This is a genomic window from Rummeliibacillus sp. JY-2-4R, from assembly GCF_053847205.1.
In genome coordinates this window covers 3,137,506-3,153,911 of the sequence record NZ_CM132623.1, presented here as the reverse complement: position 1 = coordinate 3,153,911, position 16,406 = coordinate 3,137,506, and the positions used below count along the sequence as shown (strand labels likewise).

The 16,406-nt window shown below is 37.1% G+C and carries 11 protein-coding genes; 9 read left to right on the top strand and 2 right to left on the bottom strand.

What is annotated here, in order from left to right; all coding sequences use genetic code 11:
• Nucleotides 1-13 precede the first annotated feature (13 nt).
• The 8 genes from gltB to ACWV26_RS15435 all read left to right on the top strand — a co-directional run bounded on the left by gltB (nucleotide 14) and on the right by ACWV26_RS15435 (nucleotide 12,595).
• Nucleotides 14-4,531: a glutamate synthase large subunit gene (gene gltB, locus ACWV26_RS15470; protein WP_455895601.1), complete on the top strand. Its 4,518-nt coding sequence runs from the start codon at nucleotides 14-16 to the stop codon at nucleotides 4,529-4,531.
• A 13-nt stretch (nucleotides 4,532-4,544) separates the two neighbouring features.
• Nucleotides 4,545-6,029 carry a glutamate synthase subunit beta gene (locus tag ACWV26_RS15465; protein WP_455895600.1) on the top strand — a complete coding sequence of 495 codons (1,485 nt, stop codon included), beginning with the start codon at nucleotides 4,545-4,547 and terminating at the stop codon, nucleotides 6,027-6,029.
• A 595-nt stretch (nucleotides 6,030-6,624) separates the two neighbouring features.
• Nucleotides 6,625-7,419: a Fe-S cluster assembly ATPase SufC gene (sufC, locus tag ACWV26_RS15460; protein ID WP_455898272.1), complete on the top strand. Its 795-nt coding sequence runs from the start codon at nucleotides 6,625-6,627 to the stop codon at nucleotides 7,417-7,419.
• 20 nt (nucleotides 7,420-7,439) lie between these two features.
• Nucleotides 7,440-8,747, top strand: a complete 1,308-nt coding sequence (gene sufD / locus ACWV26_RS15455; RefSeq protein WP_455895599.1) for a Fe-S cluster assembly protein SufD — start codon at nucleotides 7,440-7,442, stop codon at nucleotides 8,745-8,747.
• A complete protein-coding gene (locus ACWV26_RS15450; protein ID WP_455895598.1) occupies nucleotides 8,747-9,979 on the top strand; it encodes a cysteine desulfurase in 1,233 nt (410 codons plus the stop codon). The genes sufD and ACWV26_RS15450 overlap by 1 nt, the downstream gene beginning before the upstream one ends.
• Entirely contained in the window at nucleotides 9,966-10,403 is a 438-nt protein-coding gene (gene sufU, locus ACWV26_RS15445) for a Fe-S cluster assembly sulfur transfer protein SufU (RefSeq protein WP_455895597.1), read from the top strand. The genes ACWV26_RS15450 and sufU overlap by 14 nt, the downstream gene beginning before the upstream one ends.
• A 31-nt stretch (nucleotides 10,404-10,434) precedes the next feature.
• Entirely contained in the window at nucleotides 10,435-11,832 is a 1,398-nt protein-coding gene (gene sufB / locus ACWV26_RS15440) for a Fe-S cluster assembly protein SufB (protein WP_455895596.1), read from the top strand.
• Nucleotides 11,833-12,025: 193 nt separating this feature from the next.
• Nucleotides 12,026-12,595, top strand: a complete 570-nt coding sequence (locus ACWV26_RS15435) for a GNAT family N-acetyltransferase (RefSeq protein ID WP_455895595.1) — start codon at nucleotides 12,026-12,028, stop codon at nucleotides 12,593-12,595.
• Nucleotides 12,596-12,818: 223 nt separating this feature from the next.
• Here the strand turns inward: ACWV26_RS15435 and ACWV26_RS15430 are convergent, their stop codons facing one another.
• Both ACWV26_RS15430 and ACWV26_RS15425 read right to left on the bottom strand, forming a co-directional pair.
• The gene (locus ACWV26_RS15430) at nucleotides 12,819-13,781 is read right to left on the bottom strand and encodes an aldo/keto reductase (protein WP_455895594.1); all 963 of its coding nucleotides are present in this window, start codon (nucleotides 13,779-13,781) and stop codon (nucleotides 12,819-12,821) included.
• A 95-nt stretch (nucleotides 13,782-13,876) separates the two neighbouring features.
• Nucleotides 13,877-15,391: an MDR family MFS transporter gene (locus ACWV26_RS15425; protein ID WP_455895593.1), complete on the bottom strand. Its 1,515-nt coding sequence runs from the start codon at nucleotides 15,389-15,391 to the stop codon at nucleotides 13,877-13,879.
• Nucleotides 15,392-15,676: 285 nt separating this feature from the next.
• Between ACWV26_RS15425 and ACWV26_RS15420 the strand changes: the two genes are divergently transcribed.
• Entirely contained in the window at nucleotides 15,677-16,108 is a 432-nt protein-coding gene (locus ACWV26_RS15420) for a MarR family winged helix-turn-helix transcriptional regulator (RefSeq protein WP_455895592.1), read from the top strand.
• Nucleotides 16,109-16,406 lie beyond the last annotated feature (298 nt).

The window sequence follows — 16,406 nt, the reverse complement described above, 5'->3', positions numbered from 1 at the left end:
AGGAGGGAATCATATGACATTTCACCAAATTCCAACAGCACAAGGTTTATACTCTCCACAATTAGAACATGATGCATGTGGTATTGGACTTTATGCACAGTTACAAGGAAAAGCTACTCATGACATCGTTATGAAAGGCCTGGAAATGTTATGTAGATTAGATCATAGAGCTGGACGCGGTAGTGATGGTAAAACTGGAGATGGGTCAGGGTTAATGGTCCAAATACCAGATAGCTATTTTAGAGAAGTTTGTAGTAATTGGACATTACCTGCAGTCGGACAATATGGGGTAGGGATGTTATTTTTTGATAAAGACTTATCAGTACAAGAGGAAATCGAAAATAAAATTAATGAATTCATCCAAGTCGAAGGCCAAGAATTACTGGGTTGGAGAACAGTTCCAACGAATCCAGGAGTTTTAAGTGATATAGCAAAACAATCTGCACCAGTTGTTCGCCAAGTATTTATCAAAGCTGTAAATGTAAATGATTCTCTTGCTTTTGAAAGAAAACTATATTTGATTCGTAAACAAACTGAGATTTGGGCAAAAAACAATGGCAAAGATTTCTACTGTCCGAGCATGTCCAGTCGAACCATGGTGTTTAAGGGGTTACTAACACCAGAAGAAGTAGCAACGTTTTATCTTGATTTGCAAGATGAACGTTTTACGTCAGCATTTTCGATGGTTCATTCACGTTACAGTACAAATACATTCCCATCATGGGAACGTGCACATCCTAATCGTTATATTATTCACAATGGGGAGATTAATACACTACGAGGCAATATTAACTGGATGAATGCACGTGAGCAACAATTTATCTCAGAAGCCTTTGGAGAAGACCTTGATAAAGTATTACCAATCGTCGATCAATCTGGTAGTGATTCATCCATGTTAGACAACGCATTTGAATTCTTCGTATTAGCGGGTCGAACACCTGCACAAACGGCGATGATGATGATACCAGAACCTTGGTCAGAAAATCCACATATCTCACAAGAGAAAAAAGCTTTCTATCAATATCAAAGTACTTTAATGGAACCATGGGATGGTCCAACAGCTATTTGTTTTACAGATGGGAAACAAATTGGTGCAATTCTAGACCGTAATGGTTTACGACCTGCACGTTATTATGTCACAAAGGATGATTACATTATCTTCTCTTCAGAAGTTGGTGTAGTAGATATAGGGGAAGAAGATATTGTTTACAAAGAACGTTTAAGTCCAGGGAAAATGTTACTTGTTGATTTAGAACAAGGACGGATTATTTCAGATGAAGAGTTAAAATCTGAGATGGCACAGGCACAACCTTATGCTAAGTGGTTAGAAGAAAACCTAATAGTGGTTGAGCCTACAAATGAACAACCTGAAACTATAGAAGACTTACTATTCAGACAAAAAGTGTTCGGCTATACGCATGAAGATGTTCAAAAATATATTGTACCGATGGTGGCAGGCGGAAAAGACCCGCTAGGATCAATGGGGAATGATGCACCACTAGCAGTTTTATCTGACAAACCACAATCTTTATTTAATTACTTTAAACAATTATTTGCACAAGTTACAAATCCGCCAATTGATTCAATTCGTGAACATATCGTGACGTCAACAATGACTCTACTAGGTGCGGAAGGTGACTTATTACATCCAAGTGCAGAAAATTGTCATCGAATCTTTTTAGAAACACCTGTGTTGATGAAAAGTCAATTTGCACAATTAAAAACACAGGATCAATTCGATATGACAATCATCGACATTTCAATGTCTGAAGATTTAGAAAAGGACTTAGCACGTATAGCAGATGAAGCAGATAAAGCGATTGAAAATGGGGTACAATTGCTTGTTTTATCTGATAGAGAATTAAATGCTAAAACTAAGATGATGCCAATTCTTCTTGCAGCAAGTAGTCTTCATCAACATCTTGTAAAAACTGGTAAACGTACAAAAGTAAGTATCATCGTTGAGACAGGTGAGACGAGAGAAGTACATCACTTTGCTACATTAATTGGTTATGGTGTAGATGCAATTTATCCGTATTTAGCATTTGCAACAACGGCTCAAGCAATCGAAGATGGTCATATCAATTATAGCTATGAAGAAGCAGTAAAACGTTATGTCAAAGCTACTTCAGAGGGCGTTGTCAAAGTAATGTCCAAAATGGGTATTTCAACAGTACAAAGCTATCGTGGAGCACAAATCTTCGAAGCAGTTGGTATTAGTCAAGAAGTAATTGATCAGTACTTTACAGGAACTGTGTCAAAACTTGGCGGAATTGATTTAACAACAATCGCTAAAGAAGCTAATGCTAAACACTCTGCCGCAGTAGAATCGATTGAAAAAGTATTAGAAGCAGGTAGTAGTTTCCAATGGCGTTATCAAGGAGAACATCATGCTTTCAATCCAAAAACAATCCACACATTACAGCAAGCAACTCGTAATGGAGACTTTGGATTATTCCATCAATACACTGAAATGGCGAATGAAGAACAAATTGGTTTCTTAAGAAATCTATTAACCTTCAAAAAGGCTGAAAATAAAATCCCGCTTGAAGAAGTTGAATCAGTAGAATCTATTGTGAAACGTTTCAAAACAGGTGCTATGTCTTATGGTTCAATTAGCCAAGAAGCTCATGAAACACTAGCGATTGCCATGAATAGAATTGGTGGTAAAAGTAACAGTGGTGAAGGTGGCGAGCACCCAAACCGTTACGCAATCGATGAAAACGGGGATAATCGAAGAAGTTCTATTAAGCAAGTTGCATCTGGTCGATTTGGTGTGAACAGCCATTATTTAGTCAATGCGGATGAGCTACAAATCAAATTAGCACAAGGTGCAAAACCAGGTGAAGGTGGTCAATTACCAGGGAATAAAGTTTACCCATGGGTAGCAGAAGTTCGTGGTTCTACCACAGGCGTTGGACTTATTTCACCACCACCGCATCATGATATCTATTCAATTGAAGATATGGCTGAACTTATTCATGACTTAAAAAATGCAAACCGAAATGCAAGAATTAGCGTAAAGCTAGTTGCTAAATCAGGTGTTGGTACAATTGCTGCTGGTGTAGCAAAAGGTGCAGCAGATGTTATTGTCATTAGTGGTTATGATGGTGGTACAGGGGCATCACCAAAAACAAGTATTAAGCATACAGGACTTCCTTGGGAATTGGGATTATCTGAAGCTCATCAAACATTAATGTTAAATGGACTTCGTGATCGAGTAACACTCGAAACAGATGGTAAATTAATGACAGGTAAAGACGTCGTGATGGCAGCATTACTTGGTGCGGAGGAATTTGGATTCGCTACAGCTCCACTAATCGTCCTTGGTTGTATCATGATGAGAGCTTGTCATTTAGATACTTGCCCAGTTGGGGTTGCAACGCAAAACCCTGAACTTCGTAAGAAATTCATGGGAACAGCAGATCATGTTGTGAACTTTATGAAATTTGTTGCAGAAGAAGTTCGTGAATATATGGCGATGCTTGGCTTTAGAACATTTGAAGAAATGGTTGGACGTACAGATATTTTAGAAGTAAGCGATCGTGCAAAAAATCATTGGAAAGCTGGTCAATTAGATTTAGATGCAATTCTATATCAAGTGGATGGACCAAGAACGAAAAAAGTTGAGCAAGACCATAAGCTAGAACAATCTCTTGATTTACGTGAAATCCTTGGTAAAGTCGAAGAAGCAATTGTAGAAGAAAAACCTGTATCATTCCATTTTCCAATTAAAAATACAGACCGTGTTGTAGGGACAATTGTCGGAAGTGAAATTTCAAAACGATATGGTGCAAGAGGACTTGCTGATAATACCATTACATTGAACTTTACAGGTTCTGCAGGCCAAAGCTTCGGAGCATTTATTCCAAAAGGGATGTTAATGCATATCGATGGTGATGCAAATGATTACTTCGGTAAAGGCTTATCAGGCGGTAAAGTTGTAATCAATTCAGAAGTCAAAGGTCAAGCAGAAACGAATGTTATTGCAGGAAATGTATGCTTATATGGCGCAACAAGTGGTGAAGCGTATATTAATGGTCGTGCAGGAGAACGTTTCGCAGTACGTAACAGTGGTGCAAATGTTGTTGTTGAAGGTATTGGAGATCACGGATGTGAATATATGACTGGTGGCCATGTTGTTATCTTAGGTGATGTAGGTAAAAACTTTGGTGCAGGTATGTCAGGCGGTATCGCTTATGTTCTAGCAGACAATCCACAAGAATTTAAAGGGAAATGTAATCACGAAATGATTGGTTTTGAAAGTGTTCATTCTAAAGAAGATGAGGCAGTGTTGCATCAATTATTAGAACAACATGTTCATTACACAGAAAGTACCAAAGCAAAACAAGTTTTAAGTAACTGGTCACAATATGTTGGTCGCTTTATCAAAGTCGTTCCAACTGATTATAAGAAAATGATCGATCGTATTAATGAATTTGAAGCACAAGGATTATCAGAAGATCAAGCAACGATGAAAGCATTTATAGCAAATACATCTAAAAAGGATTTAGTGCTTTCTGTTAAATAAGGAGGAGTTCTAGATGGGGAAACCTACTGGATTTATGGATTATAGCCGAGAAAAAGGGAAAGAACAACAACCACTAGAGCGTATAAAAAATTGGAAAGAATATTCTTCACGTCTAACAGATGAAGCTCTTCAAACCCAAGGTGCTCGTTGTATGGATTGTGGTACACCATTTTGTCATATGGGAATGGAAATTCGTGGTTCAGCAGCAGGTTGTCCAATTCATAATGTTATCCCTGAATGGAATGATTTGGTTTATCATGGTAAATGGAAAGAAGCGTTAGATCGTCTTCTTTTAACAAATAATTTCCCTGAGTTTACAGGAAGAGTTTGTCCTGCACCTTGTGAAGGATCATGTACGTTAGCTATTTCAGACCCTGCTGTTGCAATCAAAAGTATTGAACGTGCAATCATTGATAAAGGGTTTGAAAACGGTTGGATTACACCAAGAGTTCCTGGACATCGTACAGGGAAAAAAGTAGCTGTTGTTGGTTCTGGTCCTGCAGGTTTAGCTGCTGCAGACCAGTTAAACCAACAAGGACATAGCGTAACAGTTTACGAAAGAGCTGACCGTGCCGGTGGTCTTCTAACGTATGGTATTCCAAATATGAAATTGGAAAAAGACGTTGTAGAAAGACGCGTTCAATTGTTATCAGATGAAGGTATTCAATTTATCTTGAATACTGAAATCGGCAAAGATATAACAGCGGATGAATTAAAAGAACAATTTGATGCAGTTATTCTTTGCACAGGTGCAACAAAGCAACGTCATCTTCATATTGAAGGAAGCGAAGCAGAAGGTGTTGTCCTTGCTATGGATTATTTAACCTCTACTACAAAAAGCTTGCTAGATTCTAATTTCGAAGATGGCAAATTTCTTGATATGAAAGGCAAAAACGTGATTGTCATTGGTGGTGGTGATACAGGTGCTGACTGTGTAGCAACAGCTATGCGCCAAAATTGTAAAACAGTATTCCAATTTGGTAAGCATCCACAACTACCTGAAAATCGTCCAATGGATAATCCATGGCCAACGAATCCACAAGTGTACAAATTAGACTATGCATATGCAGAAGCAGATGCAAAATTTGGCCGAGACCCACGCGAATATTGTATTCAAACAAAGAAAATCGTTGCAGATAGTACTGGTCATGTAAAAGAGTTGCATACCATTCAAATGGAAAAAGTGGTTAGTGAAGAAGGATACGTGTATTTCAATGAGTTACCAGGTACTGAAAGAGTATGGCCAGCAGACTATGTCTTTGTTGCCATTGGCTTCGAAGGTACTGAAAACGGTGTTGCTGAACAATTCGGCGTCCAAATCACAAATAACCGAATTGCAGCAAAATCAAAAACCTACGCAACAAACGTTGATGGTGTATTTGCAGCAGGCGACGCAAGACGTGGTCAAAGCTTAATTGTTTGGGCTATCAACGAAGGAAGAAACGTAGCAGAAAGCGTCAACTTATATCTACGCAGCACACATGCAGTTGCACAGTAATATATAAGAAAAAATTAGTCTCCTATCTAAAATGCTCGGCATTTTGATAGGAGATTTTTTCGCGGTTTGTATCAGCCATCATTTGGGTAAAGGAACTAACTGGTTCAACTCGTCAGGCACAATTTAAACATCCATGGTTTTCTAAATTAAATGGGCAAACTCATCAATTTAAGTTTCAGTCAATTAATATTTCTTCTATATAAAAGGAGATCGTCCAGCCCCGTATAAGCCCAATCGCAATAAAAAATTATTACATTTATATAATTTCACCTATTACGACATAAGTCGCCATATTGGATTCACTAAAATTTAAGAACTAAAATGCTCCATTACACTAAAAAAGTGATATTATTACTGTGTGCATAGTGAAATCCATTCTCAATTATAAAACAGCTATTGAAAATCATTCGATTTTCAACTAAAGCAATATTTAGCTAGTATAATAGCTTTAAGAATGGATATATATCAACATTCTTAGAATAAATTGAGAAACATTTTCAAATGATTTGCAAAGGTCTTTTTTTTAGGCTAAAATTAGAATGATATTAAATTAGAAATGGGTACAAATTCATTTCACCTGAATTTAAATGGAGGTATTGGAATGTCAACATTAGTCATTAAAGATCTTCACGTCTCTATCGACGGAAAAGAGATTTTAAAGGGTGTAAACTTATCACTCAATACAAACGAAATACATGCAATCATGGGACCAAATGGTACTGGTAAATCTACTTTAGCATCTGCTATTATGGGTCACCCAAAATATGAAGTAACATCAGGTTCTGTTACTTTAGACGGTGAAGATGTCTTAGCAATGGAAGTAGACGAACGTGCAAAAGCTGGTCTATTCCTAGCAATGCAATACCCATCAGAAATTTCTGGTGTTACAAATGCAGATTTCATGCGTTCAGCAATCAATGCTCGTCGTGGTGAAGGTAATGAAATTTCACTTATGAAATTTATCCGCGAATTAGATAACAAAATGGAATTCTTAGAAATGCCTGAAGAAATGGGTCAACGTTACTTAAACGAAGGATTCTCAGGCGGTGAAAAGAAACGTAATGAAATTCTTCAATTAATGATGATCAAACCTAAATTTGCAATCTTAGATGAAATTGACTCTGGTCTTGATATTGATGCTCTTAAAGTTGTATCTAAAGGTATCAACGAAATGCGCGGTGAAGGCTTCGGTTGCGTAATGATTACTCACTACCAACGTCTACTTAACTATATTAAACCAGACCACGTACACGTTATGATGCAAGGTCGTGTTGTTAAATCAGGTGGCGAAGAATTAGCTCAAAAACTTGAAGCTGAAGGTTACGATTGGGTTAAAAAAGAATTAGGTATCGAAGACGAAGCCGAAGAAACATCTGAACAAGAAGCATAATAGGGAGGATTTGAGCAAACATGACGGTTGAAACAAAATTATCAGTAACCGCTCAAGATGTACGCTCTTTCTCTGAAGCTAACAATGAACCTAGCTGGTTGACTGAGCTTCGTGAACGTGCATTAGCGAACGTTGATACACTACCAATGATTAAACCAGATAAAACAAATGTAGAAAAATGGAACTTCACAGAATTTCCAAGCCTAGTAGTAGATAGTGCACCTTTTGCATCACTAGAAGAACTTCCTGAAGAAGTAAAAGCAATTGTTGATGCTGAAGGTCAACAAAATGTGTATATTCAACACAACAATACACCAGCCTTTTTAAAACTTTCAGAAGAACTAGCTTCTCAAGGTGTCATCATGACAGATATTTTAACTGCAGCTCGCGAACACAGCGATCTTGTACAAAAATATTTTATGACTGAAGGCGTAGAAGTAGACCAACACAAACTAACTGCTCTACATGCAGCATTAGTAAATGGTGGCGTGTTTGTATATGTTCCTAAAAACGTCATTGTAGAAGAGCCAATTCAAGCTGTATTCCTACATGATCATGCGGATGCATCATTATATAACCATGTATTAGTCGTTGCTGAAGCAAATAGCCAAGTAACTTATGTAGAAAACTATCTTTCTACTATTGAAGAAGCAAAAGGCCAAGCTAATATTATTGCAGAAGTAATCGTTAATGATAACGCAAAAGTAACTTTTGGCGCTGTAGACGTTCTTGCAAAAGGATTCACTACTTATGTAAATCGTCGCGCTATTCTTCACCGTGATGCTAAAGTAGATTGGGCTCTTGGCTTAATGAATGATAGCGATACAATTTCTGAAAATATCACATACTTAAAAGGTGACGGCTCTTACGCAGATGCCAAATCTGTAGTAGTTGGTCGTGGTGAACAAAGTCAAAACTTCACAACTGAAGTTAGACATTGGGGTAAAGCTTCAAATGGCTATATCTTAACTCACGGTGTTATGAAAGACTCATCTCGCGCTATTTTCAATGGTATTGGTAAAATTGAGCATGGTGCTACAAAAGCAGATGCTGAACAAGAATCACGCGTTCTTATGCTAAGCAAAGATGCTCGTGGCGATGCAAACCCAATTTTATTAATTGATGAAGATGATGTAACAGCAGGACACGCTGCTTCTGTTGGTCGTGTGGATCCAGTTCAATTGTATTACTTAATGAGCCGCGGTATTTCAAAAGCAGAAGCTGAACGTTTAATAATCCATGGATTCCTTGCGCCAGTTGTCAACAAATTACCTATCGAAGGTGTAAAAAAACAACTGACGGAGGTCATTGAAAGGAAAGTTCGCTAATGATTAAAACCGATATTCGAAGCTATTTTCCAATTTTAAATCAAGAAGTAAATGGTCATCCTTTAGTATATCTAGATAGTGCAGCTACTACTCAAAAACCTACTCAAGTTTTAGAAGCTGTCAAACATTACTATGAATACGAAAACTCTAATGTTCACCGTGGTGTGCATACATTAGGAAATCGTGCGACTGATGCTTATGAAGGCGCACGTGAAAAGGTTCGTAAGTTTATCAATGCGAATTCAACTGAAGAAATTATTTTCACTAGAGGTACAACTGCTAGTTTAAATATGGTTGCTGCAAGCTTTGGACGTGTAAATGTTAAAAAAGGCGACGAAATCGTCATCACATACATGGAACATCACTCTAACTTAATCCCATGGCAACAATTAGCAAAAGAAAAAAATGCTACACTTAAATATATTGATATGAACCCAGATGGTACATTATCAATGGACAAAGTAAAAGAAGCGATTACTGACAAAACAAAAATCGTTTCAATCGCATTTGCTTCTAACGTATTAGGTACAGTAAACCCAATTAAAGAAATCGCTGCAGTTGCCCATGCACATGGCGCTTACATGGTTGTTGATGGAGCACAAGGCGTGCCACATTTTAAAACAGATGTGCAAGATTTAGATTGTGATTTCCTAGCATTCTCTGGTCATAAAATGTGTGGACCGACTGGTATTGGGGTACTATACGGTAAAAAGGAACTCCTAGAAAACATGGAACCACTTGCTTTTGGTGGTGAAATGATTAGTACTGTTGGTTTATATGAATCAACATGGGCTGATCTTCCTTGGAAATTTGAAGGTGGTACTCCTAATATTGCAGGAGCAATCGGTTTAGGAGCTGCAATCGATTTCTTAGAAGAGATTGGTATGGAGAATATTATCGAACATGAACAAAAATTATCTAGTTACGCAATGGAAAAACTAAGTGCAATTGATGGCGTTTCAATTTATGGTCCTCATGATCCTAAGAAACGCTCTGGACTTATTACTTTCAATATTGATGGCGTTCACCCACACGATGTTGCCACAGTACTTGATATGGAAGGTGTAGCTGTGCGTGCAGGACACCACTGTGCACAACCATTGATGAAATGGCTTGAATGTACTGCAACAGCTCGTGCAAGTTTCTATATTTATAATACTGAAGAAGATATTGATCGACTTGTTGAAGCGTTGCTAAAAGCGAAGGAGTATTTTGCTGATGTCAATGAATAACCTAGACCAATTATATCGTTCAGTTATCATGGATCACTATAAAAAACCACGTAACAAAGGTGTAATCGATGATTCAAATGTATCCATTGATATGAATAACCCTACATGTGGAGATCGCATCCATTTATCATTACAAGTAGAAGATGGCGTTGTTGTTGATGCCAAATTTGAAGGTGAAGGATGTTCCATCTCAATGTCTTCTGCTTCTATGATGACAGACACGATTAAAGGTAAAACAACAGAAGAAGCGGTAGAATTAGCTCATGTCTTCTCAGAAATGATGCTAGGTCATGAACATGATGATTCGCTTGACCTTGGAGATGTAGAAGCACTTTCAGGTGTTGCTCAATTCCCAGCACGTATTAAATGTGCAACACTTTCTTGGAAAGCAATGGAAAAAGGTATTAAAGAAGCGAATTTATAATAGATATAACCAGAAGAACGGAGGAGAAAAAATGGCTAAACAAATGCCTGAAATTGGCGATTACGAGTATGGATTCCATGATAAAGACGTATCCATTTTCCGTACAGAACGTGGGCTTACTCCTGAAATCGTTAAAGAAATTTCTAAAATGAAAAATGAGCCACAATGGATGTTAGATTTCCGTCTAAAATCATTGGACATTTTCTATTCAAAACCAATGCCACAATGGGGTGGCGACTTATCTGCACTTAACTTCGATGAAATTACTTACTATGTAAAACCATCTGAAGCAACTCAAAACTCTTGGGATGAAGTACCAGCAGAAATCAAAGCAACATTTGATAAATTAGGTATTCCAGAAGCAGAACAAAAATACCTTGCTGGTGTATCTGCTCAATATGAATCTGAAGTAGTTTATCACAATATGAAAGCAGAACTTGAAAATTTAGGTGTTATTTTCAAAGACACTGACTCTGCTCTTCGTGAAAATGAAGATCTTTTCAAAGAATACTTTGGTAAAGTAATTCCTCCAAATGACAACAAATTTGCTGCATTAAACTCAGCGGTTTGGTCAGGTGGTTCTTTCATCTATGTTCCAAAAGGTGTTGTTCTTGAAACTCCACTTCAAGCTTACTTCCGTATTAACTCTGAAAATATGGGTCAATTTGAACGTACATTAATCATTGTTGATGAAGGCGCTAGCGTACACTATGTTGAAGGATGTACAGCACCAGTTTATACAACTAGCTCTCTTCATAGTGCGGTTGTAGAAATCTTTATCAAGAAAGATGCATATTGCCGTTACACTACAATCCAAAACTGGGCAAACAACGTGTACAATTTAGTTACTAAACGTGCAACATGTGATGCACATGCTACTATGGAATGGATTGATGGTAACATCGGTTCTAAACTTACTATGAAATACCCAGCATGTATCTTAAAAGGCGAAGGCGCTCGTGGTTTAACATTATCAATCGCTATTGCTGGTCGCGGCCAAAACCAAGATACTGGTGCGAAAATGATTCACTTAGCACCAAACACATCTTCAACAATCGTTTCTAAATCCATTTCTAAACACGGCGGTAACGTAACATACCGTGGTAACGTGAAATTTGGTAAAAAAGCAACGAATGCTCGTGCAAATGTTGAATGTGATACGTTAATCATGGATAATCAATCAACTTCTGATACAATTCCATATAACGAAGTATTGAATGACCAAATTGCTCTTGAACATGAAGCAAAAGTTTCTAAAGTGTCTGAAGAACAATTATTCTACTTGATGAGCCGCGGTGTTTCTGAACAAGAAGCAACAGAAATGATCGTAATGGGCTTTATCGAACCATTCACAAAAGAACTTCCTATGGAATATGCAGTTGAAATGAACCGTTTAATCAAGTTCGAAATGGAAGGTTCTATTGGTTAATATTTAAATAGCAAAATAATCGGCGTGCCGATTTGATTTTAGAAGGCGAACTTTTTAAAGTTCGCCTTCTTCTTTTTTTGCAGTCATAAAAAGTCTGTTTCATAAAACGGTTAAATAGTTGTAGTATGTTATAATAATTTGAATAGTCGGTAAATTTATATGTAATTAAATAAGATAAAACGGGAGTGTTGAAATGGATAATATAAACCTTTTAATGGTTGAGCACAGTCAGATGGAAAGCGAGCGTATCTTTTTACGCCCTGTTTCGCTTGATGATGCTGAAGATATGTATGAATACACATCTGATGAAGAAACTACACGTTATCTTTATGACCAACATACAGATTTAAATCAAACAAAGAGAATGATAGCAAACTATTTTATGAAAGAGCCAATCGGTAAATATGCAATTATATTAAAAGAAAACAATAAAATGATTGGGGCTATTGAGTTCAGAGTGCATGAATACAATAATAGTGGAGAATTGGGTTATACATTAAATAGGCATTTCTGGGGTAATGGCTACATGAACGAAGCAGGGAAATTAATACTCGAATTGGCTTTCAATATACTAGGTTTAGAACGAGTGTTTGCAGAGTATGAAGTTAGGAATGGTGCTTCCGGAAAAGTATTGGATCGCTTAGGTATGACATATGAAGGGACCCTTCGTAGAAACCACAAGATAAAAGGTGTCCTAGTAGATAGTGCACATTACTCTATATTAAAAGATGAATATTTAAATGCCGGTAATAAGGAAGAATAATAGGGAAATCATTAGATACTATAAATCTGATTTTTTGAATGAGTCTATACTTTGTTAGAAAATCGTAGATACAGATTTTTTATAAATCATACTTCAACTAATGCTCCTGATTGTAAAGAACAACATACATAAAAAGATGATGCCTGAACAATACAGACATCATCTTTAAATGATACATTTTTAAAGCTATGGGCTTTTTATGGTCCCTAAGTTAATGTTTATATTAATGCATGGGCTTTTCCCACTCGCCTTTGACCTCAACACCGGTTTCTTTAGCGGCTTTTTCAAGTTTGAGAATCTCTTGAGTTGTCAAATGTACCTCAGAAGCTTTTATAGCATCCTCAACATGGGAGATTTTCGTAACACCAATAATCGGTACAGTCCCTTTAGCAATGGACCAAGCAGTAGCAATTTGTGCTGTGGATGCATTGTGAATACTGCCAATTTCTCTCATTACATGGATTAAGGATTCGATCTTTTCAAGCACATCTGGATTAAAAGCTTTGCCTCTTCTGGTACCACTTGGCATTGGATTATTCGTATTGTATTTGTCAGTTAATGCACCTTGTTCCAATACCATATAAGAAAAGAACACAATATTATTTTCATTGCAGTAGTCAATAATTCCGGCTTCTTCCGATGAACGGTAAAGCAAGCTGTAATGGTTTTGGACAGCTGAAATTTTCAGCCCTTCTTCCGCCAAGATGCTGGCTGCCAATTTAATTTCATCGAGATTATGATTGGAAACACCTACATGTTTTACTTTTCCACTTTTCATTAGAGGGATTAATTTTGGTGTCCATCTTTGCACATCTGCTGGGCTGTGTATCCAATAAATATCAGCTTCATCTATGCCGAGCCGGTTTAGGCTTCCGTTCAAGATTTCCTCAACAGCGTTGTCATTGTCTCCTGCCATTTGTGGAGTAAATTTAGTGGAGATAAGCACATCCTCCCTGCCTTTAATGAAACTTCCCAAAATATTCTCAGAAGCGTTCATTCCATAAACAGCTGCTGTATCCCATAAATTAAATCCGGCAGCCATCGCCGCATCAAATACAGGCCATAATTCTGTTTCTGTAATATAATTTCCAAAAACTGCATCCCCGCCGTTTGCACCAGTGCCCCATGACCATGTACCAAGGGCGATTGGAGGGATTTTATCATTTTGCAATTTTACTAATTTCATTGCGTTTCACGCCTTTCTATATATGCATTTTTTTTATAATACATTGCCTGTTAGAAGCAATTTTTTGCAACCACTGTGCGATGTCAGTAAAGTGTTTATTGTTGGACTTTCTTTTGCTGCTCCATTACCTTCTTGTGTGAAGGAAGGAATAGAGTCATTATAAGATTTGCAATCGCAATAAAAAATACGAGAATAAACACCAGGTGCATACCATGGGCAAGTCCCTCATGGATTAATTTTACTGCTTGAGTTGGTAGTTTATTGATGGTCTCCGAGCTTAGGAGGTTACTGATATTGTTGCCCTCTCCGCTCCATGCTCCATTCGCATGTTCTTTTCCAAACGTTATAAGTGAATTATTAAAAATGGTTCCAAAGACAGCCACACCAACCGTTTGTCCAATTGATCGAGTAAATGTATTTGAAGCAGTCGCGGCACCACGCATTTGCCAGCCAACAGCTGATTGAACGAGAACAGTCGTTGGGGTGGTAGCGTACCCCATCCCTAGACCAATAACAATCATAATTCCAACAAAATACCAATAAGGAGAGTCCAATTCAACAGCTAGTAACCATGTTCCTGCAAGGGTAATTAAAACTGCCCCTATGATGGCGGTGAACTTGGAGCCAATTTTATACATGTAACGCCCAGCAAAGGTTGCACCGAGAGGCCATGCGATTGACATTGGCATTAGGGTAAGTCCTGAGCTGGTTGCGCTGTGTCCAAGAATTGTTTGAATCCACATTGGCAAATAAACATTCACTCCTATTAGAACAGAACTTGCTAGGAAACCAATGAGATTGGATACTAGGATTACAGGTATCTTAAATAATGATGGAGGAAGCATCGGTTCCTTTACTTTGGTTTCAATATAACCAAAGAGAACGATAAAAATGACCCCAACGGCAAACAGTACGTAAATGGCTGTTGAGTTCCAGGCATACTTTTGACCAGGTCCTGCATTTAATAGAGCGTATAAGACAGTTGAAATTCCAATTGTAAAAGTAAGGGCTCCAAGATAATCAATTTTACGATCCTTTTGCAATTCAATTGATTCGTGGAAGAAGATAGTGAGTAACACAAGCGTTACTAAGCCTACTGGTAAATTAATATAGAAGATCCACCGCCAACTGATTTGGTCTACAAAAAACCCGCCTACTAATGGACCAAGGAGACCTGCAATTCCCCAGACCGAACTAAATACGCCCTGCATTTTTGCACGCTGTTCTCCCGGGTAAAGATCACCGATAATCGTAAAGGTAAGAGGCATTACCGCCCCTGCTCCAATTCCTTGGAAAGCACGGAACCAGATTAATTGGGTCATTGTCTGTGCAGCACCAGAAAGCATTGATCCAACAACAAATAGAATGACCCCCGTAATAAAGACTTTTTTTCGTCCGAATAAATCTGCTAATTTTCCGTAAATCGGTGTAGTTACTGAAGTGGTAAGCGTATAGATGGCAAACACCCAGCTAATTAATTTTAATCCGCTGAGATCTTTGACAATCTGTGGCATTGCGGTACTAACAACCGTTACGTCAATAGCAACTAATAAGATAGCAACTAGCATGGCGATAGTTACCATTTTGCGATTCGTTGTTTTTTCTGACATACTTTACATCTCCTGATTATCAAGAATAATTGAAAGGTGAGTTTAGGAAAAGTTGATCTATCACTTTTTGGGTGTTTAGAAAATATATCAAATAATTGAAAGCTGTACACTTTATAAATACCATTTACATACTTTCCCAAACACATATTGAGTCAAGGTATTGAAAAATTTAATATTTTTTAGTTTAATTCACAGTTGAAAATTAGTCAATAAGTTGACTAATTTGAATAAGGTAATTAAAATTGGTAGATAATAAAAAATTCTTTTCCAGGCCAGGAGGTTAATATGGAAAATTTAAAAACCAATATAACTTTAGATTTCTTAAGGATATCCAATCTTTTGAGCAGATATGGTGCAAAAATGGTTGCAGATGTAGGGCTTAATAGTATACAGCAATGGGTTATCCTCAAAACAATAATAGAGAAAGGAGATATATCAATTGGTAAATTAAAAGAAGAAACACTTGTAACAAAACAAAATATGACTGGGATGATCAATCGCTTACAGCAGGCTAATTTAGTTGCTTTATTTACTGACCCTGAAGATAAAAGACGAACACGAGTGAAGATGACAGAAGAAGGACAACGAGTTTATGAACAATTAAGTTCATCACGAGATGAATTTAATAGCAAAACCTATCATATTTACAATGATGAAGAAATAGTAGTTTTAAGTAATTTACTCAGTCGACTTGTTGATCATTTAAAAGAAAACTAATTTTTCAATTCATGCAGTAAATGCAACTAAACAAAATAATTAATTTTATAACCTCATAGAGATTTCCTATTGAATTCCTCTAAAAAAGATATTTACCTTCACTATTTTCCATTGAACGGAGTGCTTAAACAAATCCGACTAGGACTCGAAAGATTATGTCTCTTATGTCTGTTACTTATTCAGAATGTTTATTTATCATATGAATTTTCGAACTGAATTTCGGAATAAAGTTTAACAATGTAAAGATTTTCTAAATGAAAAGCTCTATTGATTAAAAATAAATAGATTGTATGAAAAC